23 protein-coding genes are annotated in these 24,928 nt (G+C 63.3%); 14 read left to right on the top strand and 9 right to left on the bottom strand.

Features of this window, described 5'->3' with window-relative positions; genetic code table 11:
* Positions 1-64: 64 nt before the first annotated feature.
* Positions 65-235, top strand: coding sequence for a hypothetical protein (locus tag ACTQ4R_RS09595; RefSeq protein WP_441628121.1), 171 nt, complete (start codon positions 65-67; stop codon positions 233-235).
* A 484-nt stretch (positions 236-719) separates the two neighbouring features.
* Complete coding sequence (gene ileS, locus ACTQ4R_RS09600; protein WP_441628123.1) at positions 720-3,485, top strand: isoleucine--tRNA ligase; 2,766 nt, start codon at positions 720-722, stop codon at positions 3,483-3,485.
* A gap of 168 nt (positions 3,486-3,653) precedes the next feature.
* Here ileS and ACTQ4R_RS09605 read toward each other — a convergent pair whose 3' ends face one another.
* The 5 genes from ACTQ4R_RS09605 to ACTQ4R_RS09625 all read right to left on the bottom strand — a co-directional run bounded on the left by ACTQ4R_RS09605 (position 3,654) and on the right by ACTQ4R_RS09625 (position 9,236).
* Positions 3,654-4,400, bottom strand: coding sequence for a nucleoside phosphorylase (locus ACTQ4R_RS09605; RefSeq protein ID WP_441628125.1), 747 nt, complete (start codon positions 4,398-4,400; stop codon positions 3,654-3,656).
* A gap of 66 nt (positions 4,401-4,466) precedes the next feature.
* Positions 4,467-5,369 carry an ABC transporter permease gene (locus ACTQ4R_RS09610; RefSeq protein WP_441628127.1) on the bottom strand — a complete coding sequence of 301 codons (903 nt, stop codon included), beginning with the start codon at positions 5,367-5,369 and terminating at the stop codon, positions 4,467-4,469.
* Positions 5,366-6,469: an ABC transporter permease gene (locus ACTQ4R_RS09615; protein WP_441628129.1), complete on the bottom strand. Its 1,104-nt coding sequence runs from the start codon at positions 6,467-6,469 to the stop codon at positions 5,366-5,368. Before ACTQ4R_RS09615 ends, ACTQ4R_RS09610 begins: the two co-directional genes overlap by 4 nt.
* The gene (locus ACTQ4R_RS09620; protein ID WP_441628131.1) at positions 6,459-7,958 is read right to left on the bottom strand and encodes an ABC transporter ATP-binding protein; all 1,500 of its coding nucleotides are present in this window, start codon (positions 7,956-7,958) and stop codon (positions 6,459-6,461) included. The genes ACTQ4R_RS09615 and ACTQ4R_RS09620 overlap by 11 nt, the downstream gene beginning before the upstream one ends.
* A gap of 201 nt (positions 7,959-8,159) precedes the next feature.
* Complete coding sequence (locus tag ACTQ4R_RS09625) at positions 8,160-9,236, bottom strand: BMP family ABC transporter substrate-binding protein (RefSeq protein WP_441628133.1); 1,077 nt, start codon at positions 9,234-9,236, stop codon at positions 8,160-8,162.
* A 328-nt stretch (positions 9,237-9,564) separates the two neighbouring features.
* Between ACTQ4R_RS09625 and ACTQ4R_RS09630 the strand changes: the two genes are divergently transcribed.
* Positions 9,565-10,401, top strand: a complete 837-nt coding sequence (locus tag ACTQ4R_RS09630; protein WP_441628135.1) for a nucleoside phosphorylase — start codon at positions 9,565-9,567, stop codon at positions 10,399-10,401.
* Between the two features lie 7 nt (positions 10,402-10,408).
* Positions 10,409-10,819 (top strand): cytidine deaminase, encoded by a 411-nt coding sequence (locus tag ACTQ4R_RS09635; RefSeq protein WP_441628137.1) that lies wholly within the window; start codon positions 10,409-10,411, stop codon positions 10,817-10,819.
* A 54-nt stretch (positions 10,820-10,873) separates the two neighbouring features.
* Here ACTQ4R_RS09635 and ACTQ4R_RS09640 read toward each other — a convergent pair whose 3' ends face one another.
* Entirely contained in the window at positions 10,874-12,037 is a 1,164-nt protein-coding gene (locus ACTQ4R_RS09640; RefSeq protein WP_441628139.1) for an iron-containing alcohol dehydrogenase, read from the bottom strand.
* Positions 12,038-12,393: 356 nt separating this feature from the next.
* Between ACTQ4R_RS09640 and ACTQ4R_RS09645 the strand changes: the two genes are divergently transcribed.
* The gene (locus tag ACTQ4R_RS09645) at positions 12,394-13,161 is read left to right on the top strand and encodes a DeoR/GlpR family DNA-binding transcription regulator (RefSeq protein WP_441628141.1); all 768 of its coding nucleotides are present in this window, start codon (positions 12,394-12,396) and stop codon (positions 13,159-13,161) included.
* A 50-nt stretch (positions 13,162-13,211) separates the two neighbouring features.
* On the opposite strand, the gene ACTQ4R_RS09650 is transcribed toward ACTQ4R_RS09645, so the two are convergent.
* Both ACTQ4R_RS09650 and ACTQ4R_RS09655 read right to left on the bottom strand, forming a co-directional pair.
* Complete coding sequence (locus tag ACTQ4R_RS09650; RefSeq protein ID WP_441628143.1) at positions 13,212-14,510, bottom strand: amidohydrolase; 1,299 nt, start codon at positions 14,508-14,510, stop codon at positions 13,212-13,214.
* Between the two features lie 29 nt (positions 14,511-14,539).
* Positions 14,540-15,361: a purine-nucleoside phosphorylase gene (locus ACTQ4R_RS09655; RefSeq protein WP_441628145.1), complete on the bottom strand. Its 822-nt coding sequence runs from the start codon at positions 15,359-15,361 to the stop codon at positions 14,540-14,542.
* Positions 15,362-15,585: 224 nt separating this feature from the next.
* On the opposite strand from ACTQ4R_RS09655, the gene ACTQ4R_RS09660 reads away from it, so the two are divergent.
* From ACTQ4R_RS09660 to ACTQ4R_RS09685, 6 genes are all read left to right on the top strand, one after another.
* Positions 15,586-16,275 (top strand): GNAT family N-acetyltransferase, encoded by a 690-nt coding sequence (locus tag ACTQ4R_RS09660; protein ID WP_441628147.1) that lies wholly within the window; start codon positions 15,586-15,588, stop codon positions 16,273-16,275.
* 70 nt (positions 16,276-16,345) lie between these two features.
* Positions 16,346-16,846, top strand: coding sequence for a signal peptidase II (lspA, locus tag ACTQ4R_RS09665; protein WP_441628149.1), 501 nt, complete (start codon positions 16,346-16,348; stop codon positions 16,844-16,846).
* Positions 16,818-17,732 carry an RluA family pseudouridine synthase gene (locus ACTQ4R_RS09670; protein ID WP_441628151.1) on the top strand — a complete coding sequence of 305 codons (915 nt, stop codon included), beginning with the start codon at positions 16,818-16,820 and terminating at the stop codon, positions 17,730-17,732. Before lspA ends, ACTQ4R_RS09670 begins: the two co-directional genes overlap by 29 nt.
* A gap of 223 nt (positions 17,733-17,955) precedes the next feature.
* Complete coding sequence (locus tag ACTQ4R_RS09675; protein WP_441628153.1) at positions 17,956-18,177, top strand: hypothetical protein; 222 nt, start codon at positions 17,956-17,958, stop codon at positions 18,175-18,177.
* 119 nt (positions 18,178-18,296) lie between these two features.
* Positions 18,297-19,712 (top strand): tRNA (N6-isopentenyl adenosine(37)-C2)-methylthiotransferase MiaB, encoded by a 1,416-nt coding sequence (gene miaB, locus ACTQ4R_RS09680; protein ID WP_441628155.1) that lies wholly within the window; start codon positions 18,297-18,299, stop codon positions 19,710-19,712.
* Positions 19,713-19,725: 13 nt separating this feature from the next.
* Positions 19,726-20,550 (top strand): MBL fold metallo-hydrolase, encoded by an 825-nt coding sequence (locus ACTQ4R_RS09685; protein ID WP_441628157.1) that lies wholly within the window; start codon positions 19,726-19,728, stop codon positions 20,548-20,550.
* Here the strand turns inward: ACTQ4R_RS09685 and ACTQ4R_RS09690 are convergent.
* The gene (locus ACTQ4R_RS09690; RefSeq protein WP_441628159.1) at positions 20,547-20,792 is read right to left on the bottom strand and encodes a hypothetical protein; all 246 of its coding nucleotides are present in this window, start codon (positions 20,790-20,792) and stop codon (positions 20,547-20,549) included. The two genes, ACTQ4R_RS09685 and ACTQ4R_RS09690, sit on opposite strands and share 4 nt — an antisense overlap.
* Before the next feature lie 88 nt (positions 20,793-20,880).
* Here ACTQ4R_RS09690 and ACTQ4R_RS09695 point away from each other — a divergent pair, with 88 nt between their 5' ends.
* From ACTQ4R_RS09695 to ACTQ4R_RS09705, 3 genes are all read left to right on the top strand, one after another.
* On the top strand, positions 20,881-21,081 hold the full coding sequence (locus tag ACTQ4R_RS09695) for a helix-turn-helix domain-containing protein (protein WP_441628161.1): 201 nt from the start codon (positions 20,881-20,883) through the stop codon (positions 21,079-21,081).
* Positions 21,082-21,591: 510 nt separating this feature from the next.
* Positions 21,592-24,198, top strand: coding sequence for a DNA mismatch repair protein MutS (gene mutS / locus ACTQ4R_RS09700; RefSeq protein WP_441628163.1), 2,607 nt, complete (start codon positions 21,592-21,594; stop codon positions 24,196-24,198).
* Between the two features lie 20 nt (positions 24,199-24,218).
* Positions 24,219-24,926: a CPBP family intramembrane glutamic endopeptidase gene (locus tag ACTQ4R_RS09705; protein WP_441628165.1), complete on the top strand. Its 708-nt coding sequence runs from the start codon at positions 24,219-24,221 to the stop codon at positions 24,924-24,926.
* Positions 24,927-24,928 lie beyond the last annotated feature (2 nt).

The following is a 24,928-nucleotide window of genomic DNA, read 5'->3' on the forward strand; positions in this document are numbered from 1 at the left end:
AGTCAAATCGTCTTATAGACAGAAGCGCAAAGGAGCGTGTACGATGCAAGAAAGGAGCCTTCCTATGGAACCGAATCATGCCGTTGAAAATATGTGGCGCATTTGGGTGGACACCAAGCGCCGTATCGTCTCCTTCCACGAAGAGGAAGGCTGTCAGATGCTGGAGTTTCGCAATCACGACATGTTCCTCAGCTGCGTGGACCAGTACTCCGGGAAGCAGTACCGATACCAATAAATCAAAAAGGAACGCCCTTCGGGGCGTTCCTTTTTCGCGTGCAGGAGCGCAGAGTTGGACGTGACGTGGGGACTGCAAATGGAAAAACCGGCTTTGGCGCCTTTTTCGGGGAAGAAACGGTTGACAAACAGGCAAAACGTGATATTATGAATCAGGAATTGAACAGTTTGGCGTGGATAGGGACGAGTACGTCCCCGCCCCCTGGGAAGAGAGCCGCCGGTTGGTGCGAGGCGGAGAGGGGAGGGGCGGAAAATCACCCTGGAGCCTCCTGCTGAAAGACGACGCGAGTAGGTGTGGACGTGTGACGGGCGTTATACCGTCGGCCTGTGACAGCAGGCAGTGAGCGGTCGTGTCCGCAAGGCCACGGCAACCGAGAGTGGTACCGCAGAGTGTTGTTTTGAACGCTTTGTCTCTTGAAGGAGACAGGGCGTTTTTATTTTTTGCTTGTTCAATCAATTCACGATAGAAAAGGAGAAACGCGGATATGGATTACAACAAGACCATCAATCTGCCGAAAACCGACTTCCCCATGCGGGCGGGCCTGCCCAAGCGGGAGCCGGAGATGCTCAAGCGCTGGCAGGAGCAGGACGTGTACAACGAGATGCTGAAGAAGAACGAGGGCAAGCCCCTGTTCAACCTCCACGACGGCCCTCCGTTCTCCAACGGCGCGCTGCACATGGGCCACGCTCTCAACAAGTCCATCAAGGACTTCATTACCCGTTCCTACGCCATGCGGGGTTATTACACCCCCTATATCCCCGGCTGGGACAACCACGGCATGCCCATCGAGTCCGCCATCATCAAGCAGAACAAGCTTAACCGCAAGGAGATGAGCGTGCCCGATTTCCGCTCCGCCTGCCATGACTTCGCCAAGCACTACATGGATGTCCAGAGCGAGGGCTTCCAGCGGATGGGCGTCCTGGGCGACTGGGAGCACCCCTACGCCACCATGAACCCCGGCTTCGAGGCCGAGGAGGTGAAGGTGTTCGGCGAGATGTACAAGAAGGGCTACATCTACAAGGGCCTCAAGCCCGTGTACTGGTGCCCCCACGACGAGACCGCCCTGGCCGAGGCTGAGATCGAGTACCAGGACGACCCCTGCACCACCGTGTATGTGAAGTTCCCCATGCACGATGACTGCGGCAAGCTCCCCGGCTATGACAAGAGCAAGCTGTTCTTCGTCATTTGGACCACCACCATCTGGACCCTGCCCGGCAACCTGGCCATCGCCCTGCATCCCGACGAGTCCTACGCCCTGGTGAAGGTCCCCTCCGGCGACGTGTTCATCATGGCCGAGGCCCTGACGGAGAAGGTCATGGGCATCGGCGGCTATGAAAGCTATGAGATCGTGGAGACCCACCCCGGCTCCTTCTTCGAGAACATGCTGGCGGACCACCCCTTCCTGCCCAAGACCTCCCGCCTGCTGCTGGCGGACTACGTCACCATGGACTCCGGTACCGGCTGCGTCCACACCGCTCCCGGCTTCGGCGCCGACGACTACCAGACCTGCAAGCGCTACGGCATGGACATGGTGGTGCCCGTGGACGACCAGGGCCGCCACACCGACTACGCCGGCAAGTACGCCGGCATGACCACCGATGAATCCAACCCCGTCATCCTGGCGGACATGAAGGAGAGCGGCGCCCTCTTCGCCCAGGAGGACATCGTCCACAGCTATCCCCACTGCTGGCGCTGCAAGGGTCCCATCATCTTCCGGGCCACGCCCCAGTGGTTCTGCTCCGTGGAGTCCTTCAAGGACGAGGCCTGCGCCGCCTGCGACGACGTGCGCTGGGTGCCCGGCTGGGGCATCGACCGCATGAAGTCCATGGTCCGGGAGCGCACAGACTGGTGCATCTCCCGCCAGCGCAAGTGGGGCCTGCCCATCCCCGTGGTGTACTGCAAGGACTGCGGCAAGCCCATCGTCACCGACGAGACCATCCAGGCCATTTCCGACCTGTTCGCCGCCGAGGGCTCCAACGCCTGGTTCGCCAAGGACGCCGCCGACATCCTGCCGGAGGGCTTCACCTGCCCCCACTGCGGCTCCAAGAGCGGCTTTGACAAGGAAGAGGACACCCTGGACGGCTGGTTCGACTCCGGCTCCACCCACTTTGCCGCCATGAAGCGGGACCAGGGCTTCTGGCCCGCCTCCATGTACATGGAGGGCCTGGACCAGTACCGCGGCTGGTTCCAGTCCGCTCTGCTGACCGCCGTTGGCTCCACCGGCGTGGCCCAGGCGCCCTTCAAGGAGTGCGTCACCCACGGCTGGACCGTGGACGGCGAGGGCAAGGCCATGCACAAGTCTCTGGGCAACGGTATGGACCCCTACGAGATCTTCAATAAGTACGGCGCCGACCTGCTGCGCCTGTGGGCCGCATCCGCCGACTACCACGCCGACATGCGCTGCTCCGACGCCATCTTCAAGCAGCTGAGCCAGAACTATCTGAAGTTCCGCAACACCGCCCGCTACTGCCTGGGCAACCTGGACGGCTTTGACGCCGACCGTCTGACGCCCGCCTGCGAGATGGAGGAGCTGGACCGCTGGGCCGTCACCCGTTTGAACGACCTCATCGACAAGTGCTTCAAGGCCTACGATGACTATGAGTTCAACGCCGTCACCCACGCCGTCAACGACTTCTGCGTGGTGGAGCTATCCAACTTCTATCTGGACATCATCAAGGACCGCCTGTACTGCGAGGAAAAAGACGGCGCCCTGCGCCGCAGCGCCCAGACCGCCCTGTTCCTCATTCTGGACACCATGACCAAGATCATGGCCCCCATCCTGGCCTTCACCTGCGATGAGATCTGGCAGGCCATGCCCCACCGCGCCGCCGACGACGGCCGCAACGTGGTGTTCAACGAGATGAACAAGCCCTTCGCCGACTACGCCCTGGACGAAGCCGCCATGGCCAAGTGGGACAAGATCATCGCCGTCCGCACCGCCGTCAACGGCGTGCTGGAGACCGCCCGCGCCGAGAAGAAGATCGGCAAGGCCCTGGAGGCCCGGGTGGACTTGACCGTCCCCGCCGAGGACGCCTTCCTGGCGGAGATGGACGGCGCGCTGCTGGCCGACCTGCTCATTGTCTCCCAGGTGAACGTCACCGTGGGCGGTGAGCTGGCCGCCTCCGTGGCCAACGCCGAGGGCACCAAGTGCCCCCGCTGCTGGAAGCACTCCGCCCAGGCCGACGAAAACGGCCTGTGCCCCAGATGTGCCAGCGTCATCGCAAAGTTCGCTGACCTCGGAACACCCTGACGGGTATTCCTCGCCGCGCTTCCTTGCGCTGTCGCTTCCCCGCGTGACCCGCTTCGCTGGGCTCCCGCGGGGCACCCCGGCGTAGCGAAGCTCCCCGAGTTCTGAGACACTCCCCCAAATACGCAAAATATCCCCGGCCAGATGGCCGGGGATATTTTTTAGGATTTGTCAGTCCAGGGGCACCCGGATGACGGCGTCCAGGGCGATGGAGATCTCGTCCTCCACAGCCTGGGCCACGTTGCCGGCGCCGGCGGTCTGGTTGTAGCCGTCCACGCCCACCAGCTCGAAGGCCGGGGCGTCCACGGCAATGATGGCGCCGGCCTTCACGCCGTGGAGGGAGGATACCACCAGCAGGGAGGCCACCTCGTTTTCCATGGCCTTCACGCCGGCTTTGGCGTACAGCTTCACCGTGGATTCCAGGAAGCCGGGGTAGAACAGGGCCTGGGTGAGGACGATGCCCTTGTGGACGGGGATGGACTGTTGCCGGGCGGCGTCCAGCAGGGCGGAGACCACCTCGCCGTCGGCCACCGCCGGGTAGGACAGGGGAATCATCTTCTCCGTGACGCCCTCCTCCCGGCAGGCGGCGGTGGCCACCACAAGGCTGCCGGCGGTGACGTCCGGCTGCATGCCGCCGCAGGTGCCGGTGCGGATGATGACCTTGGCGCCGGCCCGCCACAAACTCTCAAAGGCGATGGCGGCGCCGCCGCAGCCCACGCCGTGGGACACCACCGCCACGTCCACACCCTTGTGCTTGCCCACGTAGGTCCAGTACTCCCGGTTCTGGGCCAGGCAACGGGCGCCCTCCAGCCGCTGGGAAATGCGCTCCGCCCGCTGGGGGTCGCCGCACACCAGCACCCGGGGCGGGATGTCCCCTTCGGCCACGTGGATGCAGGGGAGCAGGTTCTTTTCAGACATAGATGGTTCCTCCTTTGGAAAACTCCGAATATGGGACCGGCCCGCGTCAGCGGGCCGGTTTTATCTTTACTTTTTCAGCTTGGCGGAGCCGTTCCGTTTGCTGAAAACGACCAGGGCCACGATGGTGGCGATGTAGGGCAGGGTGTTGGTCAGCTGGGCCTTCACCACGTTCTGCAGCGCCAGGCCGATGCCCTGGCACAGGCCGAAGAACAGGCTGGAGGCAATGACCAGCAGGGGATGGGACATGCCCAGGGAGGAAGCCGCCATGGCGATGAAGCCCCGGCCGGAGGTCATGTTCTCCGTGAACATGGTCACCTGGCCCATGCTCAGCACCACGCCGCCCAGGCCGCACAGGGCGCCGGAGAGAATGACCATCTCCATCTGGATGCGGGTGGCCTTGGTGCCCAGGCTCTCCGCCGCGGACTTGTTGATGCCCACGGACAACGTGCGGAAGCCCACCACCGTCTTGAAGAGGTAGACGAACAGCACGATGGCGATGATGTAGGACAGGTAGTCGATGATGGTGAGGTTCTCCAGGACGCGGCCCAGGAAGGGGATGTCCTTGATCACAGGCAGGTTGATCTTGTTCAGGGACACCAGCCGGTTATCCACCAGCTTGCCCCGCAGGCCGAACACCAGGTACAAGAGGAACGTGGTGATGGCGCCCACCAACAGGTTCAGCGCGGTGCCCACCACCATGTCGGCGGCCTTGTATTTCACCTGCAGCACAGCCACCACGGCGCCCACCACGGCGCCGGAGAGGACGCCGGCCAGCACGGACAGCAGCACGCTGGAGGTGAAGTAGTTCACGGCGATGGAGGTAAAGCACGCGATGAGCATCTGGGCTTCCAGGGCCACGTTGAACACGCCCACGCGGCTGCACATGGCGCAGCCCAGAGCGGCCAGCAGGATGGGGGTGGTGGAGCGGAGGGTGGAGTTGATGACGGAGGCGATATATGCGCTGTTCATGCCTGCTTCCCTCCTTCCTTGGCGGCGGCCTTGGGCTTTTTGGCAAAGCGGATGACCACCTTCACGGATACGAACAATGTGATGCAGCACTGGATGATGGTGGCGATCTCCAGGGGGATGCCCAGGGAGCGCTGGATGGCGCTGCCGCCGATCTGCAGCCCGGAGAGGAAGATGGACACGAAGAACATGCCCACGGGGTCCAGTCCCGCGATCAGTGCGGCCTGCAGGCCCGTCCAGGCGTAGCTGGTGGAGGAGAGCATGCCGTCGGCGTAGCGGTATTTCAGACCAAAGACCTCGGCGGAGCCGGCCATGGAGGCGATGGCGCCGGCCAGGGCCATGGTGATGAGCATGACCTTCACCTGCTTCGTGCCGCCGTATCGGGCGAAGGAGGGGTTGAAGCCGCCCATCTTGGACTCATAGCCAAACACGGTCCGGCGGGTGATGAACACCATGAACACCACCACCAAAATGGCGACGATGAAGCCGGCGTTGAAGGTGGAGGTGGAGGACAGGCGGGGCAGGCGCATGCCCGCGGCGATCTCCGGGGTCTGGAGGGCCAGGCCGTCGCCGGAGGTGTCCTTGAGGGGATAGGTGACGAAGTAGCTGGTGATGTAGTTTGCCACGTAGTTGAGCATCAAGGTGGTGATGACCATGCTGACGTTGAACTTCCACACCAGAACAGAGGGCAGAAGGGCGTACAGGGCGCCGGCGGCCATGCCGGCAAGCCACGCGATGACGGCCACCAAAACCGGGGGGCCGGGCATAAACAGGGCCACCACCGTGGCCACCAAGGTGCCGGTGACCATCTGCCCCTCCACGCCCAGGTTGATGTAGCCGGCCCGCCAGCTCATGCCGGTGGCCATGGCGCAGATGATGATGGGTGTGGCGCGGGTGAGGGTGGAGAAGAGGTAATAGGGCTTGAAGAAGGATTTTTCGAACATTTCCTTATAGACCTCGATGGGGTTGTGGCCGCAGGCCAGAATGACCACGGCGCCCACCAGCAGGCCGAAGACCGTGGCCACCAGCGGCTGGCGCAGGGCCTGCCAGCCCCGCAGGGCCACGGTCTTCCACACCGCGTCCCGGGTCTCGTTAGTTTTCATGGAGCGCACCTCCCATCATCAGAATGCCGAGGGCTTCCTCCGTAGCGTCCGCCTTGCGGAACTCGCCGGCGGCGCGGCCCTCGTAAATGACGTAAATGCGGTCGGACAGGGACATGATCTCCGTCAGCTCCGAGGAGATCAGCAGCACGGCGTCGCCCTTTTCCCGCTTTTCCAGCAGCTTGCTGTGGATGAACTCGATGGCGCCGATGTCCACGCCCCGGGTGGGCTCCGCCGCGATGAGCAGGGGGGAGTTCTGCTCCATCTCCCGGGCGACGATGAGCTTTTGGATGTTGCCGCCGGAGAGCTCGCCGGCCTTCTGGGACTGGCCGCTGTTGCGCACGTCGTAGTCGTCCAGCAGCTTCTGGGTGAAGGCCTTGGCGCCCTTGCTGTTCAAAAGGCCGTGCCGGGACAGCTCCGGCTTGTACTGGTGGGCCATGATGGAGGTCTCCGTCAGCGTGGCCTGGGCGGCGCAGCCCCAGAGGTAGCGGTCCTCGGGGATGCAGGCGCAGCCGGCGTTTCGGATGTCGCCCACGCTGCGGCCCGCCATATCCTCGCCCTTCAGCACCACCTGGCCGGAGGTGGGGGGCAGCAGGCCCGTCAGGCACTGGATCAGCTCCGACTGGCCGTTGCCGGACACGCCGGCAATGCCCACGATCTCGCCGGCGTCCACGTGGATGCTGAAGTGGTCCAGAATGTTTTTCTCGTCGGGGCCGGCCAGCACCAGGTCCCGCACATCCAGCACGGTGCCGGTGGTCTCCTGGGGGGGCACTTCCCGCTCCACGATGTGGCGGCCCACCATGAGGAAGGACATCTCCTCGATGGAGGTCTCGCTCTTGGGCATCTCCTGGATGTACTTGCCCAGCCGCATGACCATGACCCGGTCCGCCACGGCCATGACCTCGTGGAGCTTGTGGGTGATGATGATGATGCTCTTGCCCATTTGGGCCAGCTTGCGCATGGTGAGGAGGAGCTCGTTTACTTCCTGGGGGGTCAGCACGGCGGAGGGCTCGTCAAAGATGATGATGTCCGCGTCCTGGTACAGGACCTTCAGGATCTCCACCCGCTGCTGCAGGCCCACAGGGCAGTCCTTCACCAGCCGGCGGGGGTCAATGTGGAGGCCGTACCTCTCGCACAGCTCCTCCGTGATGCGGACGGCGGCGTCCCGGTCAAAGAAAAGGCCGTTTTTCCGGGGCTCCCGGCCGTAGACGATGTTCTCCGCCACGGTGCAGGGCTCCAGCAGCATGAAGTGCTGCTGCACCATGCCGATCTTCTTGGCGATGGCGTCGTGAGGGGAGCGGAAGTGCTGCAGCTCGCCGTTGAGGTAGATCTCGCCGGCGGTGGGCTGCTCCAGTCCGTAGAGGATCTTCATCAGGGTGGATTTGCCGGCGCCGTTTTCGCCCACGACTGCTAAGATCTCACCCTTGTCCAGGGTGAGGTGCACGTCGTCGTTGGCGTAAAGGGAGCCGTATACCTTGGTGATGTGTTTCATTTCCAGCAGCAAGGGAATACACCTGTCCTTTCCTTGATAATATCTGTACCGTCTCCCCGGCGGCAGGAGCCCTGCCGTCCGGGAGGCGGAACATTTTGAAAAAAGCAGACGGGAAGAGACTTTCTTCCCGTCTGCTTTTCATGAGGTAGGGGATTTGGAAGGACCGGGCGGACCTTCCAAGCAGACTTCCTTGTATCGGGCTCAGCCAGCGAAGTACTCTTCCTCGGTGGGATAGTTGGTCAGGTCCAGCTTGCCGGTGCGGATGTCGTCGGCAACCTGCTTCAGATAGGCGATGTCGTCGTCGCTCAGACGCTCGCTTCTGGGGTTGGCGGTCTCGTGGGTGACATACACGGCGCCGATGGTGCCCTCAGACACGCCCCAGACGGAGTTGTCGTTGGTGTAGCTGCCGCTGAAGAACTCATCGATCAGGTTCCAAACGGACTGATAGGTGTCCTTGATCTGGGAGGAGACAATGTAGGGGTTCTCGGGGTCGGTCAGGTCCACGTCCTGGCCGGAGGTGTAGAAGCCCTTCTCCTTGGCGGCCTCGAAGGTGCCGCTGTCGCCGCCGGCGGCGGCGGAGTTGATGAACACGCAGCCCTGCTCATACTGCTGGATGGCCAGCTCCTTGGCCTTGGCGGGGTCGGAGTAGGAGGCGGTATAGTTGAACACGAACTGGGCGTCGGGATCGATGGACTTCACGCCCTCCATGTAGCCGTAGCGCCACTTCCAGGAGCCGGGGCCCTCGTTGACGTGGACGGCGCCGTAGGTGTGGGACTCGCCGTCGGTGGTCAGAGCGGCGATGACGCCGATGAGGTAGGCGCCCTCCTGCTCACGGTAGGAGATGCACTTGACGTTCTCGGCCTCCACCTCGGAGTCGATCAGCGCGTAGTTGGCAGCGTCGGGATACTCGGTGGCCACCTTGTTGATGGCGTCGCCGGCCTGCCAGCCGCCGCCGATGATGAGGTCATACTCCTCGGCCACCAGGGCGCGCATGTTGTCCTCGAACGCGGCGCTGTCGGCGCACTCGGCCACGGTGGGCTCGAAGCCGTACTTGGCGGCGGCCTCGTTCAGAGCGTCCACCATCTGGGTCAGGAACACCTGGGTGCCCACCTTGTCGCACACCAGAGCGATCTTCATGCCCTCGCCGGGCAGGGTGTCGCTGCTGGCCGCATTCTCCGCGGGGGCGGGAGCGGGGGTCTCTTCCTTCTTGGAGCCGCAGGCCGTCATGAGGGACATGGACAGCACCAGGGCCAGGAACAGTGCAAGAGCCTTTTTCATGTTTTTTCCTCCAACTGATTTTCATTTTAAAATGTGGGAAAGGAGAGATCCGCCGCGGGGCGTGGGAAAAGCGGCAAAAAATCTCCGTTTGGTTGATATTATAGAACGCAATCAAGCATTTTGTCAATTTGAGTTTTGAAAAAGCGGAAGGTACTACGTAAATTCAACATAATTAAACAAAAACAAACGGATAGCTTTGCTGAAAACAACAATAGTGACGGAAATAAGGGCGGCTGAGATTGACAAAAAGATGAAAAACCATAATAATACAACACAAGAACAAACCGCGGAGCTTTCGGAACGGCCGCGGAAGCAGGAGGGACGCGCAGTGAACAAGCAGATCGAAGAGGCCCGCCGGGGACTGTCCGCCTCGGAGCTGGGGCATGTGGACGAGGCGGCGCCGGAGCGGGCGCCGGGATATGTGCTGCTGCCGGGAGACCCCAACCGGGTGCCCAAGATGGCGGCCCAGTGGGACGGCGGCGCCAAGCTGTACACCCTGTCCCGGGGACTGACGGCGGCGGTGGGCACGTATCACGGCGCGGAGATCGGCGCTTGGTCCACCGGCGTGGGCGGACCCAGCACGGAGTGCACCTTGACGGACCTGGCCGCCCGGGGCGCACACACCTTCATCCGGGTGGGGACCACCGGCGCCATCCAGGAGGACATCCGCATCGGCGACATCATCATCAACGACTCCAACGTCCGCCTGGACGGAACCTCCCGGCTGTACGTCCGGGACGAGTACCCCGCCGTCTCCTCCTATGAGGTGGTGCTGGCCCTGGTCCAGGCCTGCGAGAATCTGGGGCTGCGGTATCACGTGGGCACCGGCTGCACCTGCGCCTCCTTCTATACCGGCCAGTGCCGCACCACCTACGGCGGCTACCGGCCCTCTTGGCTGGACGCGGAGTTTGAGGACCTGCGCCGGGCCGGGGTGCTGAACTTTGAAATGGAGGGCGCCACCGTCACCACCCTCAGCCGCGTCTTCGGCAAACGCGCGGCCATGTGCGCCTCCGTGGTGGCCCAGCGCATCACCGGAGAGTGGGACGAAACGCCCCAGGGGGAGTACAACGCCTGCCTGGCCGGCGCCGAGGCTGTCCGCATTCTAACGGAGTGGGACCGGAAAAAGGCGGAGCAGGGGAAGAAGTACTACTTCCCCGGACTGTGAGGGCGCCATGGAAGAGAATTTGAAAAAGAAGCTCATCGCCATGGCGGCGGAGGCCCGGCACAACGCCCGGGCCTTCAGCGGCTTCCATGTGGGCGCCGCCCTGCTGACGAAAAGCGGTGAGATCGTCACCGGCTGCAACGTGGAGCTCCACACCACCCTCTCCAGCATCTGCGCCGAGCGCACCGCCATGGTGAAGGCCGTGTCCATGGGATACACGGACTTCGAGGCCATCGCCGTGGTGTCCGACGCGGAAAAGCCCGTCTCTCCCTGCGCCTTTTGCCGGCAGTACCTGGTGGACTTCGACCCGGACATCCTGGTCATCATGGCCAACGCCGCCGGCACCGAGGTGGTGGAGATGACGGCGGCGGAGCTGCTGCCTATGGCCTTTATGGGCAGCGGACGGGACGAACCGCAGTAAAAAATACACGCAAAAAACCGCCCCGGGAGCGTCGCTCCCGGGGCGGTCTTGCGGTTACAGGCTCATCTTCAGAATGTTCAGAATGTCCTCCTCGCTGAGGGGGACGAAGGTGCGGTCGAAGCTGCCGGTGCGGGCCTTCTTGGCCATGAGGGGCAGCTTCTCCTCATCGATGCCCACCTCCCGCAGCGTGGCGGGCAGGCCCAGGGAGTTGAAGAATTCCCGGGTCTTGTCGATGGCGGCCTCCGCCAGCTTCCGCTGGGGCAGCTGGGGGTCCAGGCCCCAGACGTTGACGCCGTAGGCGGCGAAGCGGTGCTCCGTCTGGTCGTTGAGCACGTAGCGCATCCAGTTGGGGGTCAGAATGGCCAGGCCCACGCCGTGGGTGATGTCGTAGAAGGCGGAGAGCTCATGCTCAATGGCGTGGACGCTCCAGGCCACGGGCTTGCCCATCTCCAAAAAGCCGTTGATGGCCCAGGAGGCGCACCACATGAGGTTGGCCCGGGCCTCGTAGTCATCGGGGGTGGCCAGGGCCTTGGGGCCGTAGTGGATGCAGGCCTTCAAAATGGCCTCGGCCATGCTGTCGGCCAGGTAGGAGGTCTCCACGGGGCTGAAATAGTTTTCAAAGGTGTGGGACATGATGTCCGCCGTGCCGGCCGCCGTCTGGGAGGCGGGCAGGGAGCAGGTGTAGGTGGGGTCCAGAATGGACACGGAGGGCAGGCAGGCGGGAGCGCCGAAGGCCAGCTTTTCATTGGTGTCCATGTCGGAGATGACGGCGATGTTGTCCATCTCGGAGCCGGTGGCGGCCATGGTCAGCACCGTGAAGATAGGCAGGGCCTTCTGAGGCACGGCCTTGCCGGCGGGGAAGTCCCAGGGGTCGCCGTCATAGCAGGCGCCGGCGGCGATGGCCTTGGAGCAGTCGATGACGCTGCCGCCGCCCAGGGCCAGCACGCCGTCCAGACCGTTCTCGCGGCACAGCTCCACGCCCTTGCGGACGGTGGTGATGCGGGGATTGGGCTCCACGCCGCCCAGCTCGACCCATTCGATGCCATGCTCCTTCAGCTGGGCCACGGCGCCGTCATACACGCCGTTGCGCTTGATGCTGCCTCCGCCGTAGACCACCAGCACCCGGCTGGCCCGGCTGGCGATCTCCCTACCCAGCTTGCTGATCTGCCCCTTGCCGAAGTGGACCACCGTGGAAATGGAATAGGTGAAATTTTTCATAGGTGTGAACCGACCCTTCCCGCTGCGCAGCAGCGATTATTTTGCGTCCGCGCCCCGGCGGACGCTGTATTCTGTTTCATATTTTATCACAGAAAACAACAACAGTCAACAATTACGGGCACATATCAAAAAAGGGAACGGTGGAAACAGGAGGAAATTTTCGTTGACGAAAAGAGCGCTATGTGGCATAATAAAGCAGAAAAACTGAAAAATTTAGGAAAAATGTGACATATGTCGCGCCCGGCGAAAAAGAATGGGATCTTCCATGAATTTCCGAAAAGATGGAAGAGTTCCATGCCCGCCTCCGAAAACTGTGGAATGCTTGGTCAAGCCGGCAGAAGGGAAAGCAAACCGATATGATGACAGCGCAGCGAAGAGAAGAACTGAAAAAATACATGCTGGAGCACAAGAGCGCCTCCGTTCTGGACATGGCGCGGCGGTTCCAGGTCAGCGGCCAGACCATTCGCCGGGACTTCGAGGCCCTGGAGAAGGAGGGCTTCCTCCAGCGGTCCTACGGCGGCGCCATGGTGAAGGAGCGGAAGGTGACCTTCGTGCCCAACACCGTGAAAAGCGAGCTGTTCGTGGATGAGAAAAAGGCCATCTGCCGCCGGGCGGCGGAGCAGATCTGCCCCAACGACTGCATTTTTATCGACCACTCCACCACGGCCCTGGCCCTGTGCGACGAGATCCGCCAGATGCCCCTAACGGTGGTCACCAACTCCTACCGGGTCATCGGCCAGCTGGCGGACTGCTTCAATATCCAGCTGGTGAGCACCGGCGGCACCTACCACGGCGGCATCGAGGGCTTTTCCGGCCTGGAGACGGTGCGCTACCTCCAGCAGCACTGCGTGGACAAGGCCTTTTTGTCCTGCCGGGCCATCGACCCCCTGCGGGGCGTCAATGACGCCTATGAGACCATCGCCAACGTCCGCCAGACCGTCGTGGAGAACGCGGACAGCGTGTATCTGCTGGCGGACCACACCAAATTCGGCAAATCCGGCTTCATTACCGTCTGCGGCATCGACCAGCTGGACTATGTCATCACGGACCGGCCCCTGGACCGGGCGTGGCGGGAGCTCTTCGCCGAGAACCAGGTGGAGGTGCTGGACGGCTCCGACGAATAAACGGAATGAAAAAAGGTCCCCGGAATTTCCGGGGACCTTTTTTATCAGCATCAGCGGTACAGCCGCTCCACGCAGGTCTTGGCGGCGTGGAGGATGCGGTCGGCGTCCAGCGTCAAAAACTCGCCGTTTTCGTAGAGGATGCGGCCGTCCACCATGGTCATGACCACATCGCTGCCCTGGGCGGAGTAGGTCATGAGGGCCAGGGGGTCCACATTGGGGAACAGGTGGGGGCGGGTCAGGTCGATGGCGATGATGTCCGCCTTCTTGCCCACTTCCAAAGAGCCGGTGTCGCCGCGGCCCTGGAGCCTGGCGCCGTTGCGGGTGGCCATGTTCAGCACCTGGGCGGGCTTCATGAGGGTGGGGTCGTGGGTGAAGCCGTTGTGGAGGACGGCGGCCAGGTGCATCTCCTCCATCATGTTGAGGTTGTTGTTGCTGGCGGCGCCGTCGGTGCCCAGGGCCACATTCAGCCCCAGCTCCAGCATCCGGGGGATGGGGGCGAAGCCGCTGCCCAGCTTCATGTTGCTGGTGGGGTTGTGGACGGGGCTGACGCCCTTTTCCCTCATGAGGACCATGTCCTCCTCCGTCACCCAGACGCAGTGGGCGGCGAAGGTGGGGGAGTCGAAGGTGCCCAGGTCGTTGAACCACCGGGCCGGGGTCTTGCCGTACTTGGCCACGCACTCGTCGTGCTCCTTCTTTGTCTCGGACAGGTGGATGTGCATCCGCCCGCCCAGGGCCTTGCAGTCGGCGCTGTACGCCTCCACGATGTGGGGGAAGTTGGTGTATTCGGCGTGGATGGAAAAGTCGATGAGGATGCGGCCATCGGCCATGCCGTTGCAGTCCTTGAACAGCTGGATGGACTCCTGGGCCCGGGTGTTCTGGGCGTAGGTCTCCTCCGGGTTGAAGCACTGGTTGGGCCGGCAGAGGTTGGCCTTGATGCCGGCGGCCACGGCGTTTTCCACGGCGGTGTCCGCGTGGAAGTACATGTCGGAATAGCTGGTGGTGCCGGTGGAGATCATCTCCAGCAGGGCCAGGGCGTTGCCCACCTGGATGTCCCGGGCGGTGAATTTGTCCTCAATGGGCATCATCTTTTCAAACAGCCACTCCTGCAGCGGCAGGTCGCTGCCCACGCCCCGCAGCAGCGTCATGGCGGTGTGGCCGTGGCAGTTGATAAGGCCCGGGGCCAGCAGGCGGCCGGACATGTCCTTTTCCCGGTCGTAGGGTGCCGCGGGACGGCTTTCCCCGATATAGTCGATGACGCTGCCGTCGATGCCCAGGTAAGCGTTCTTCAGCCAGCGGTAGCCGCCGCCGTCGGCGGCCAGGATGTCACAGTTTTTCAAAAGCAGTTTCACAGAAAAGCTCCTTCTTTCCCGGCGGGCCGTCAGATGGCGGCCACGATCTTCTTCATGTAGGCGCTGAAGGGACCGGCGATGACCTTGGAGGTCTCGTCCACCTCCTCGGTGGTCAGGGGACGGTCCAGCACGCCGGCGGCCATGTTGGTCATGACGGACAGGGCCAGCAGCGGCATGCCGCAGTGGGCGGCGGTCAGTGCCTCGGTGACGGTGGACATGCCCACGGCATCGGCGCCCAGGATGCGGGCGGCCCGGATCTCGGCGGGGGTCTCAAACTGGGGGCCGGTGAAGAACATGTACACGCCCTCGTGGACCCGGATGCCGGTGCCGGCGGCGCAGTCCAGGGCCAGCTTCCGCAGCTCCGGGGTGTACATCCGGGAGACGTCGAAGAAGCGGGGGCCGAACTCCTCCACGTTGGGGCCCCGGAGGGGGCTGCTGCCGTTGAGCTTGATGTGGTCGGAGATGATCATCACATCGCCGGGGCGGTAGCCGGTGTTGACGGCGCCGGCGGCGTTGGTGAGGATGGTGGTCTTGACGCCCAGCAGCTTGAACACCCGGATGGGGATGACCAGCTGCTCAAAGTCGTAGCCCTCGTAGGAGTGGAACCGGCCGGACATGCACACCACCTTGCGGCCGCAGATGGTGCCGAAGATGAGCTTGCCGGCGTGGGAAGCCACGGTGGACACCAGGAAATTGGGGATGTCCTTGTAATCCACCACCACGGGGTTTTCGATCTCCTGGGCGAAGGGGCCCAGGCAGGAGCCCAGGATGATGGCGATCTCCGGAGTGAAGTCCACTTTCTCCTTCAAAAAGTCGGCGCTCTTTTGAAAATATGCATACGTATAGGGCATGATTCAAATACCTCCTGCTGTTTTGGCAGCGCAGCGCCCAGCCGGGGGAGAATGGCCGCCGCAATTTTTAATATTGTATCACAGCTTGTTTTGAGCGTCAATCCGACAAAAAGCAACAGAAATAAACAACAAGCTAAACAAAACCAACAGGCGGAAAGGGACTGGACAAGGGCGGGGAGATGTGATACGGTGAGGGACGCAAATAAAAGAACGGGAGAGAGACCATGGAACTGACTGTGATGGACTGGGTGTCCCGGGACGCCTTGGGATACGGCTACCTGCTGGACTTTTACCGGCGGGGCGCCCGGGTGTGCTGGCTGGACGAGGCGGGGATCGTGCTGCGCAGCGACCGCTACCGCATCAGCTACACCGGGGGCGACGTGCCGGCGGACCTGGCGGAGCTGAACGGCCCCGGCCTGGTGCTGACGGACAGCGGCGCGCTGCGGGAGCGCCTGGCGGCGGCACACCCGGACTGGCAGGTGATGGACTGCGCCCAGGCCTTCTATCTGAAGAAGGAGCCGCCCTGCGTCCGGGCCCGGCCCGGCGTGTCCATCCGGCCCCTCACCCTGGAGGACCTGGACTTTGTGCTGGAGAACTACCACAACCCCGGCGCCTATGAGTCCCATATCCGCCAGCGCATCGCCGAGGGGATGCTGGGCGGCCTGGTGGACGGAGTCTTGGCGGGCTTTGCCGGCATCCACCAGGAGGGGGCCATGGGTATGCTGGAGGTGCTGCCCCAATTCCGCCGCCGGGGACTGGCGGAGGTGCTGGAGGCCGCCCTCATCGACCAGCAGCTGCGGCGGGGCCGCTTCCCCTACTGCCACGTGCGCCACGGCAACACCGCCTCCGAGGCCCTGCAGCAAAAGCTGGGCCTGACCTTCGACGAAAACCGGACGCTGTACTGGCTGGGCTGAGGGACGGTTGCTTTTCCGGGGAAATGCGTGTAAACTAAAGGATACCCCAAAAAACAAGGAGAAACCATCCATGTATGATATGTTTGCCGCCCTCCTGGCCCTTGGAGGCTTTGCCCTGGACCAGTGGCTCAAAGCCTATGTCACCGCCAACATCCCCCTGGGCCGGTCCCAGCCTCTGGTGCCGGGCCTGGTGGAGCTGCGGACCGTCCACAATTACGGCGCCGCCTGGTCCAGCTTTTCCGGCATGCGGTGGCTGCTGGTGGCCGTCACCTGCTGCATCGTGGCGGCGGTGGCGGTGCTGCTGGTGCGGCGGGTGGTGCGCCACCCCCTGGGGGTGATGGCCTGCGCCATGATCCTCTCCGGCGGCGTCGGCAACATCGTGGACCGGGTGCGGCTGGGCTACGTGGTGGATATGTTCAACCTGCTGTTCATGGAGTATCCCGTGTTCAACGTGGCGGACATCTTCGTGGTGTGCGGCGCCGTTTTGGGGGCCGTGTACTACATGTGGTTCTATGAAAAATACGACAAGAAGGGCGGAGCCCATGGAGAATCTGACGCTCCAAGCGAATAAGGAGGACGCCGGCACCCGGGTGGACGCCTGGCTGGCCGCCCACGCGGAGGGCTTGACCCGCTCCGCCGCGGCGCGGCTTCTGGAGGAGGGGCGGGTCACCTGGGCCGGCAAGGCCCTGGCGAAAAATTACAAGCTCACCGGCGCCGAGACCCTGGAGGTCTCCCTGCCGGAGCCGGAGGCGGTGGACGTGGCGCCCCAGGACATCCCCCTGGACGTGGTGTACGAGGACGCCGACGTCATCGTGGTGAACAAGCCCAAGGGCCTGGTGGTCCACCCGGCTCCCGGCCACCCCGACGGCACCCTGGTCAACGCCCTGCTGTACCACTGCGGCGACAGCCTGTCCGGCATCGGCGGGCAGCTGCGCCCCGGCATCGTCCACCGCATCGACCGGGACACCTCCGGCCTCATCATCGCCGCCAAAAACGACGCCGCTCACCAGTGCCTGGCGGCCCAGCTCCAGGACCACACCCTGGCCCGGGTGTACCGCTGCATCGTGGTGGGCAATCTCCGGGAGGACGCAGGCACCGTGGACGCCCCCATCGGCCGCCATCCCACGGACCGGAAGAAAATGGCGGTGGTGGCCGGCGGCCGGAACGCCGTCACCCATTGGCGGGTGCTGGAGCGGCTGCGGGGCTGCACCTACGTGGAGTGTCGGCTGGAGACCGGCCGCACCCACCAGATCCGGGTCCACATGGCCCACCTGGGCCACCCCATCCTGGGAGACACGGTGTACGGCGCCAAGAAGGCGGTGCCCGGCCTCCGGGGCCAGTGCCTCCACGCCGTGGGCCTGCGGTTCCGCCACCCCCGCACCGGGGAGCTGGTGGAGCTCTCCTGCGGCCTGCCGGAGGAGTTTGAAGCCCAGCTTCGGAAGCTGGAAAATCACTGACAAGCGCCCGGGCGGGGCTCCGAAAAGGAGCTCCGCCTGGTTTTTGTTGAATAAATTGATAACAAATAGAAAAAGAAACATAAATTCTGCACAAAAAGCAATCGATTACCTGTGATAATTCTGATAAAAACGGTCGTTGACACCGGAGGGAGGCGCTGATAGAATATGGGCCGAATTCAGGGGCGCCGAACCGGCTGCCCCGGAAAGGCAGGAAAGAATTACAATGACGAAAACGATCGAGATTACCAGCGACAGCCAGGTGGAGAAGATCAACCGTTTGGCGTCCGAGGCCCCCTATGAGGTCTGGCTGAGTACCGACACCGTCATGCTGGATGCCCGCTCTTTGCTGGGCCTGTTCGCCCTGGTGGGCAAGAAGGCCCGCGTGGTGGTGGCAGATAATGTGAACCCCAAGGCATTTGGCAAGCTGGTGGACAAAATGGCGTGAAAGCGCCGGAACAGGACCTAGGGCGGCGCGAAAGCGCCGCCCTAGGTTTTTCTTGTGCTTTTTCACCTTTTATGCTATGATATTTTAGTTAAAGTATAGAAACACGGAGGAACGGTTTTTTGGAACGCAAACAAGTACTGGTCCCCGAGGCGGACCTTGCCCGCCAGCGGGATTTTGAAGAGAAGATCCGCGCCATGTTCGCCGCCCGTGAGGCCCATCCTGTGGCCTGTGTGGACACCTTCGGCTGCCAGCAGAACGTGGCCGACGGCCAGAAGCTCATGGGCATGCTGGGCGAGTGCGGCTTCACCTTCACCGACGACCCCAAGGAGGCGGACCTGGTGATTTTGAACACCTGCGCCGTCCGGGAGCACGCGGAGCAGCGGGTGTTCGGCAACCTGGGCCTGCTGACCCACACGAAAAAGGAGAACCCGGAGCAGGTCATTGCCCTGTGCGGCTGCATGGCCCAGGAGGAGCGGGTCAGCAAGCGGGTGAGGGAGTCCTACCGCCACGTGGACCTGGTGTTCGGCCCCCACGCGCTTTGGAAGTTCCCGGAGCTTCTCTGGCAGGTGTACGAGACACGCAGGCGGGTCTTTGCCGTGGACGATGAGCACGGCACTATCGCCGAGGGCATCCCCGTGGTGCGGGAGAAGGGCGTGAAGGCCTGGGTGTCCATCATGTACGGCTGCAACAACTTCTGCTCCTACTGCATCGTCCCCTACGTTCGGGGCCGGGAGCGGAGCCGGGACCCCCAGTGCGTACTGCGGGAGGTCCGGGAGCTGGTGGAGAGTGGGTACAAGGACATCACCCTCCTGGGGCAGAACGTCAACTCCTACGGCAACGACCTGGGACTGGGGTACGATTTTTCGGACCTGCTGGCGGACATTGACAAAATTCCGGGGGAATATCTCATCCGCTTCATGTCCAGCCACCCCAAGGACGCCACGAAAAAGCTCTTTGACACCATGGCCCGCTGCGCCCACGTGGCAAAGCAGCTGCACCTGCCTTTCCAGTCCGGCAACGACCGGGTACTCAGGGAGATGAACCGCCGCTACACCCGGGAGCAGTACCTGGACCTGGTGCGCTACGCCAAGAGCGTCATGCCCGGCCTGGTGCTGACCTCCGACGTCATCATCGGCTTCCCCGGGGAGACGGAGGCGGAGGCCATGGACACCGTGTCCCTGGTGGACGAGGTGGGCTTTGACGCCCTGTTCACCTTCATTTATTCGCCTCGTCCCGGCACCAAGGCCGCGTCCATGCCGGACCCCGCCACCCGGGCGGAGAAGCAGAAGTGGTTCGACAAGCTCCTGGAGGTCCAGAACGCCAAGTCCGCCGCCCTCCACGCCGCCTACATCGGCAAGACCGTGAGGGTGCTGGTGGACGGCGAGAGCGACGATGCCGACTTCCCCCTTTCCTCCCGGACGGAGGGCAACCGCCTGGTGCGGCTGAAGGGGGACAAGTCCCTCATCGGCCAGTTTGTGGATGTGACCGTCACCGGCAGCAACACCTGGGCCCTGTACGGCCAGCCGGTCCAGTAACGGGAGGATGCCTATGAAGATCATCACCCTTATGGAAAACGAGGCCTGCGGCGGCCTTTGCGCCGCCCGGGGCCTGAGCCAGTATATCGAGACCCCCAAGCACAAGATTCTCTTTGACATGGGGCCGGACGGCGGCTTCATCCAAAACGCGAAAAAGCTGGGCGTGGACCTGGCGGCGGTGGACGTGGCGGTGCTGTCCCACGGCCACAGCGACCACGGCGGCGGCCTGCGGGCCTTCTGCGAGGTCAACAGCCACGCGGACGTGCTGGTGCACCCGGACGCCTTCGGCGATTTTTACGCCGTGGTGCCCGGCGAGGCCCCCCGGTACATCGGCCTGGACGAAGACATCTGGGAGCTGGAGAGCCGGGTGGTCCCCACGGCGCCGGGCCTGCGGCTGGACGAGGAGCTGTCCCTCCTGGGGGACATCCCCAATACGTTCCCCTGGACCCCTGTGGTGGAAAAATTGCAGGAAAAAACGGCGGAGGGCTTCCGCCGAGATGAATTTCGTCATGAGCAGCACCTGCTGGTGGAGGCCTGGGGCAAGACGGCGCTGTTCGCCGGCTGCGGCCATGGAGGCATCGTGAACATCGTCCGGGCGGCGGAGGCCCAGCTGGGCCGGCGGCCCGACGCGGTGTTCGGCGGGTTCCACCTCTTTGAGCTGGACCCGGCGGACCCCAGGAGCGAGGAACTGCTGCGGGCCACCGGCGAGGAGCTGGCCAAGGGCGACACCGTGTATTACACCGGCCACTGCACCGGGGCGTACGCCTTTGAGGTGCTTCACGGCATCCTGGGGGAGCGGCTGCGGCCCATGCACGGCGGCACCGTGGCGGAGGTTTAACGGTAGACCTCCCGGGCCAGGAGGAAGGCCTGCCGGGCGAAGGCGTCCTCGCTGACGCTGGCCGCGGCGTTGCGGGCTTCCTCGTAGGCCAGGAACAGCTTGCGCTGGTCGGCGGTAAAGGAGGCTGTCAAGGCGTCCAGGGTCTGGTATTCCCGGGCCTGGAGGGGGAAGTATTCCCCGGGGAGGGCGTTTTGGCGGGTGTCTGCCAGATGGCAGAGAAGAACGTCGATGTAATCTTGCATAAAATCACTTCCTATCAAGTTGACACACACGTTCGTGTGCGATTATAATATCACACATATTTGTGTGCGTCAATAGAAAGAGGGAAAAATGACATTTGCGGAACATCTTTTTCAGTTGAGAACGGCGCACAAACTCACACAAAGGGGAATTGCGGAGAAAATCGGAATCAGCTGGCGTGCCTATCAGAACTATGAATTAGGACTTAGAGAACCGCAGCTGTCGACACTGATCGCCCTGGCGGATTTTTACGATATTTCTTTGGACGAGCTTGCCTGCCGGCAACGGTGAGTGACACCTCGGTGGAGGTGGGCAATGCACCCCCCATTTTCTCCCCGTGGAGAAAACGGGCCGTGCACGGTCCAAAAGACACGCCAGGAGGGGGATTTCGGTCTCCCCCTCCTGGACCTCCCCTTCAAACGACACAAAGAGGGGGCTGCGGCCCCTTCCTTTGGAATCCATCCCCGGGAGCGGCAGCGGGAAGAGAAGCTGGACGCATTGACAAGCACCCTGGAATGAGATATTACGTCGTAGCTTGCGGTATAAGCGTGGGTGGCGAGGCGCGTTACAGCGCACCCGGATGGAGCTTGGCAAGCTTGCGGAAAGCTGGCTATCAGCCGTCCGCATCCCCAAACTTGCCCGTCCGGGCAAGTTTGGACCAAGCGGCTTTTTCTTCCACCGTGCACGGCGCATTCTTTTTCGCCAAGACGAAAAAGAATGGGGGGTGCAATACCCGCCTCTATCGAGGCGCACGCCCTGTAAGCGGCACCGCTTACGATATTAAAAGATGAGGTGACCCCCATGGCGGAACTGACCCCCATGATGAAGCAATATTTGGAGATCAAAAAGAACAACCCGGATTCCATCCTGTTTTTCCGCCTGGGCGATTTCTACGAGATGTTCGCCGACGACGCCCGCCTGGCCTCCCGGGAGCTGGACCTGACCCTCACCAGCCGGGACCACGGCAAGCACCAAAAGCCCGCGGAGGACCAGATCCCCATGTGCGGCATCCCCTACCACGCCAGCGAGGCCTACATCGCCCGCCTTATCGGCAAGGGCTACAAGGTGGCCATCTGCGAGCAGATGGAGGACCCGGCCACCGCCAAGGGCCTGGTGAAGCGGGACATCATCCGGGTGGTCACCCCCGGCACCGTCATCGACGCCGCCTGCCTGGACGACAAGGCCAGCAACTTCCTCTGCGGCATCTACCTGGACTCCCAGGCTGCCGGCGTGGCCTTCTGCGACATCACCACCGGCAAGGCCCATCTGACGGCTTTTACCGGCAAGGAGCGGGTGGAGCACGTCATCAACGAGCTGGGCCGGTTTTCCCCGGCGGAGGCCATTTTGAGCGACGGCGCCTATGCCGAAAAGGCTCTCACGGATGCGCTGACGGAAAAATTCCGCTGCCGGGTGGAAAACGGCGGCCAGCGGCGCTTTTTGCTGAATGAGGCGGAGAAAAACATCCGTCGCCAGTTCGGGGACGAGGCCTTTGCCCGCCTGCCTGCCGGTATCCCGGCGGCGGCCATGGCCCTGGGCGGGCTGCTGGATTACCTGTACGAGACCCAGAAAACGGACCTGTCCCACATCAACGACCTGGATTACTACGAGGAGGGCCGCTTCATGGAGCTGGACCTGACGGCCCGGCGGAACCTGGAACTGACCCAGACTCTGCGGAGCAAGGAGAAGAAGGGAAGCCTTCTGTGGGTGCTGGACAAGACGAAGACCCCCATGGGCGCCCGGTGCCTGCGGTCCTGGCTGGAGCGGCCGCTGCTGAGCGTCACCGCCATCTGCAAGCGCAATTCCGCCGTGGCGGCCCTGGTGGACGACACCATCGCCCGGGAGGAGCTCATCGCCGCCATGACGGGCCTGGGGGACATGGAGCGGCTCATCGGACGCATCGTCTACGGCACCGCCGGCGGCCGGGACATGGCCTCCCTCCGCTCCGCCATCGAAAAGCTGCCGGAGGTGGCCGCCCAGCTGGACCGCTTCCCCGCCGGACGCCTGGCGGAGCTGCGGCGCCAGCTGGACACCCTGGACGACATCGGCGGCCGCATCGCCGCCGTCATCTGCGACGAGCCCCCCTTCTCCGTCCGGGAGGGCGGCTTCATCCGGGACGGCTATGATGAGGAGGTAGACCGCCTGCGTCACATCCTCAAGGGCGGCAAGGGCGTCATCGCCGAGATGGAGGCCAAGGAGAAAGAGCGCACCGGCATCCGGACGCTGAAGATCGGCTACAACAAGGTGTTCGGCTACTACATCGAGGTGTCCAAGTCCTTTGCCGACCAGGTGCCAGATACGTACATCCGCAAGCAGACCCTGGTGAACGGCGAGCGGTACATCACCCAGGAGCTCAAGGACCTGGAGCACACCATCCTCACCGCCTCGGACCGGGTGGTGGCCCTGGAATACGAGCTGTTTACCCAACTGCGGCAGGAGGTGTCCGCCGCGGCCGCCCGCATCCAGCGGACCGCCGCCGCCGTGGCGGAGGCGGACGCTCTGGCGTCCTTCGCCGCCGTGGCTGTGCATAACCACTACTGCCGGCCCGATGTGGACGAGTCCGGCGTCATCGAGATCCGGGACGGCCGCCACCCGGTGGTGGAGCAGGTGCTGAAAAGTTCGCTCTTCGTCCCCAACGACACCTTCATGGGGGAGAAGGAGGACCGGGTGGCCATTATCACCGGCCCCAACATGGCGGGCAAATCCACCTATATGCGCCAGGTGGCCCTCATCGTTCTCATGGCCCAGATGGGCTCCTTTGTGCCGGCGTCCAGCGCCCGCGTCGGCGTGGTGGACCGCATCTTCACCCGCATCGGCGCCAGCGATGACCTCAGCGCCGGCCAGTCCACCTTCATGGTGGAGATGACGGAGGTGGCCGACATCCTGCGCCACGCCACGAAGCACTCCCTCCTCATTCTGGATGAGATCGGCCGGGGCACCTCCACCTTTGACGGCATGTCCATCGCCCGGGCGGTGCTGGAGTATTGCGCCGACAAAAAGCTCCTGGGGGCCAAGACCCTGTTCGCTACCCATTACCACGAGCTGACGGAACTGGAGGACACCCTCCCCGGCGCCGTGAACTACAACATCGCCGTCAAGACCCGGGGGGAGGACATCACCTTCCTCAGAAAGATCATCCGGGGCGGCGCGGACCGCAGCTACGGCATCGAGGTGGCAAAGCTGGCGGGCCTGCCGGACAAGGTGGTCCAGCGGGCGAAGAAGGTGCTGCGGGAGCTGGAGGCGGAAAACGGCGTCCAGTACGTGGCCGCCCGGAAAGAGGAGGACCAGGTGTCCCTCGCCGCCATGGGCGAGGGGGAGGTCCTGGACGCCCTGCGCCGCTGCCAGCCGGATACTTTAACTCCGATTGAGGCCATGAGCCTCATCTACGAGTGGAAGCAGAAGCTCTCCTAAATACTAAAAGAGGAAGACCGATGGCAAAGAAAAAGACAAGTCCTTACATGACCCCCGGCGAGCAGATCGCCGGCACGGTGTTTTTTGTGATCTATCTGGTGGTGCTGCCCTTCGCGGCGGGGCCGCTGTTCCGCCTGGCGGGGCGGCTGCTGGATGTGACGATCTCCGCCGCCCTTCAGAACGTGATCTATTATTACGTGCTGTTCGCGGTGACGGTGCTCATTTTCCACAAGTTCCTGGCCAGGACCTGCCGGAACCTGGCGGATAACCTGGGCGGCGCCTGCCGGATGCTGCTGGTGGGCCTAGTGGCCCTGTACGGCCTCAACGAGCTGGCCTACCGGCTGACGAACCTCATCATCACCAACCGCACCAACCTCAATGACACCGCCATTTCCGCCCAGATGGACAGCGCCCCGTACATGACGCTGCTCATCGTGGTGCTCCTGGCGCCCTTTGTGGAGGAGGTGCTGTTCCGGGGCCTGGTGTTCGGCAACCTGAAGGGCAAGAGCCGGCCGGTGGCCTATGTGGTGTCCTGCGCCCTGTTCGCCCTGCTGCACGTGTGGCAGTTCGCCGTGGTGTACCAGGATGTGACGTATTTTCTGCTGATGCTGCAATACCTCGTGCCGGGGGCGGTGCTGGCCTGGGTCTATGACCGCAGCGGTACGCTGTGGACCTCCATCGCCCTCCACGCCTTGACCAACGCCCTCAGCGTTCTGGCCATGGGCTGAAA

This window comes from Dysosmobacter sp. Sow4_B12, from assembly GCF_052116665.1.
In the GTDB taxonomy this organism is placed as follows: Bacteria; Bacillota; Clostridia; order Oscillospirales; family Oscillospiraceae; genus Oscillibacter.

Excerpts from the sequence above, each read along its gene's own strand:
- ACTQ4R_RS09595 (WP_441628121.1), top strand. The coding sequence starts at position 65 with ATGGAACCGAATCATGCCGTTGAAAATATGTGGCGCATTTGGGTGGAC.
- ileS (WP_441628123.1), top strand. The coding sequence starts at position 720 with ATGGATTACAACAAGACCATCAATCTGCCGAAAACCGACTTCCCCATG.
- ACTQ4R_RS09605 (WP_441628125.1), bottom strand. The coding sequence starts at position 4,400 with ATGTCTGAAAAGAACCTGCTCCCCTGCATCCACGTGGCCGAAGGGGAC.
- ACTQ4R_RS09610 (WP_441628127.1), bottom strand. The coding sequence starts at position 5,369 with ATGAACAGCGCATATATCGCCTCCGTCATCAACTCCACCCTCCGCTCC.
- ACTQ4R_RS09615 (WP_441628129.1), bottom strand. The coding sequence starts at position 6,469 with ATGAAAACTAACGAGACCCGGGACGCGGTGTGGAAGACCGTGGCCCTG.
- ACTQ4R_RS09620 (WP_441628131.1), bottom strand. The coding sequence starts at position 7,958 with ATGAAACACATCACCAAGGTATACGGCTCCCTTTACGCCAACGACGAC.
- ACTQ4R_RS09625 (WP_441628133.1), bottom strand. The coding sequence starts at position 9,236 with ATGAAAAAGGCTCTTGCACTGTTCCTGGCCCTGGTGCTGTCCATGTCC.
- ACTQ4R_RS09635 (WP_441628137.1), top strand. The coding sequence starts at position 10,409 with ATGGAAGAGAATTTGAAAAAGAAGCTCATCGCCATGGCGGCGGAGGCC.
- ACTQ4R_RS09640 (WP_441628139.1), bottom strand. The coding sequence starts at position 12,037 with ATGAAAAATTTCACCTATTCCATTTCCACGGTGGTCCACTTCGGCAAG.
- ACTQ4R_RS09645 (WP_441628141.1), top strand. The coding sequence starts at position 12,394 with ATGATGACAGCGCAGCGAAGAGAAGAACTGAAAAAATACATGCTGGAG.
- ACTQ4R_RS09655 (WP_441628145.1), bottom strand. The coding sequence starts at position 15,361 with ATGCCCTATACGTATGCATATTTTCAAAAGAGCGCCGACTTTTTGAAG.
- ACTQ4R_RS09660 (WP_441628147.1), top strand. The coding sequence starts at position 15,586 with ATGGAACTGACTGTGATGGACTGGGTGTCCCGGGACGCCTTGGGATAC.
- lspA (WP_441628149.1), top strand. The coding sequence starts at position 16,346 with ATGTATGATATGTTTGCCGCCCTCCTGGCCCTTGGAGGCTTTGCCCTG.
- ACTQ4R_RS09670 (WP_441628151.1), top strand. The coding sequence starts at position 16,818 with ATGGAGAATCTGACGCTCCAAGCGAATAAGGAGGACGCCGGCACCCGG.
- ACTQ4R_RS09675 (WP_441628153.1), top strand. The coding sequence starts at position 17,956 with ATGACGAAAACGATCGAGATTACCAGCGACAGCCAGGTGGAGAAGATC.
- ACTQ4R_RS09685 (WP_441628157.1), top strand. The coding sequence starts at position 19,726 with ATGAAGATCATCACCCTTATGGAAAACGAGGCCTGCGGCGGCCTTTGC.
- ACTQ4R_RS09690 (WP_441628159.1), bottom strand. The coding sequence starts at position 20,792 with ATGCAAGATTACATCGACGTTCTTCTCTGCCATCTGGCAGACACCCGC.
- ACTQ4R_RS09695 (WP_441628161.1), top strand. The coding sequence starts at position 20,881 with ATGACATTTGCGGAACATCTTTTTCAGTTGAGAACGGCGCACAAACTC.
- mutS (WP_441628163.1), top strand. The coding sequence starts at position 21,592 with ATGGCGGAACTGACCCCCATGATGAAGCAATATTTGGAGATCAAAAAG.
- ACTQ4R_RS09705 (WP_441628165.1), top strand. The coding sequence starts at position 24,219 with ATGGCAAAGAAAAAGACAAGTCCTTACATGACCCCCGGCGAGCAGATC.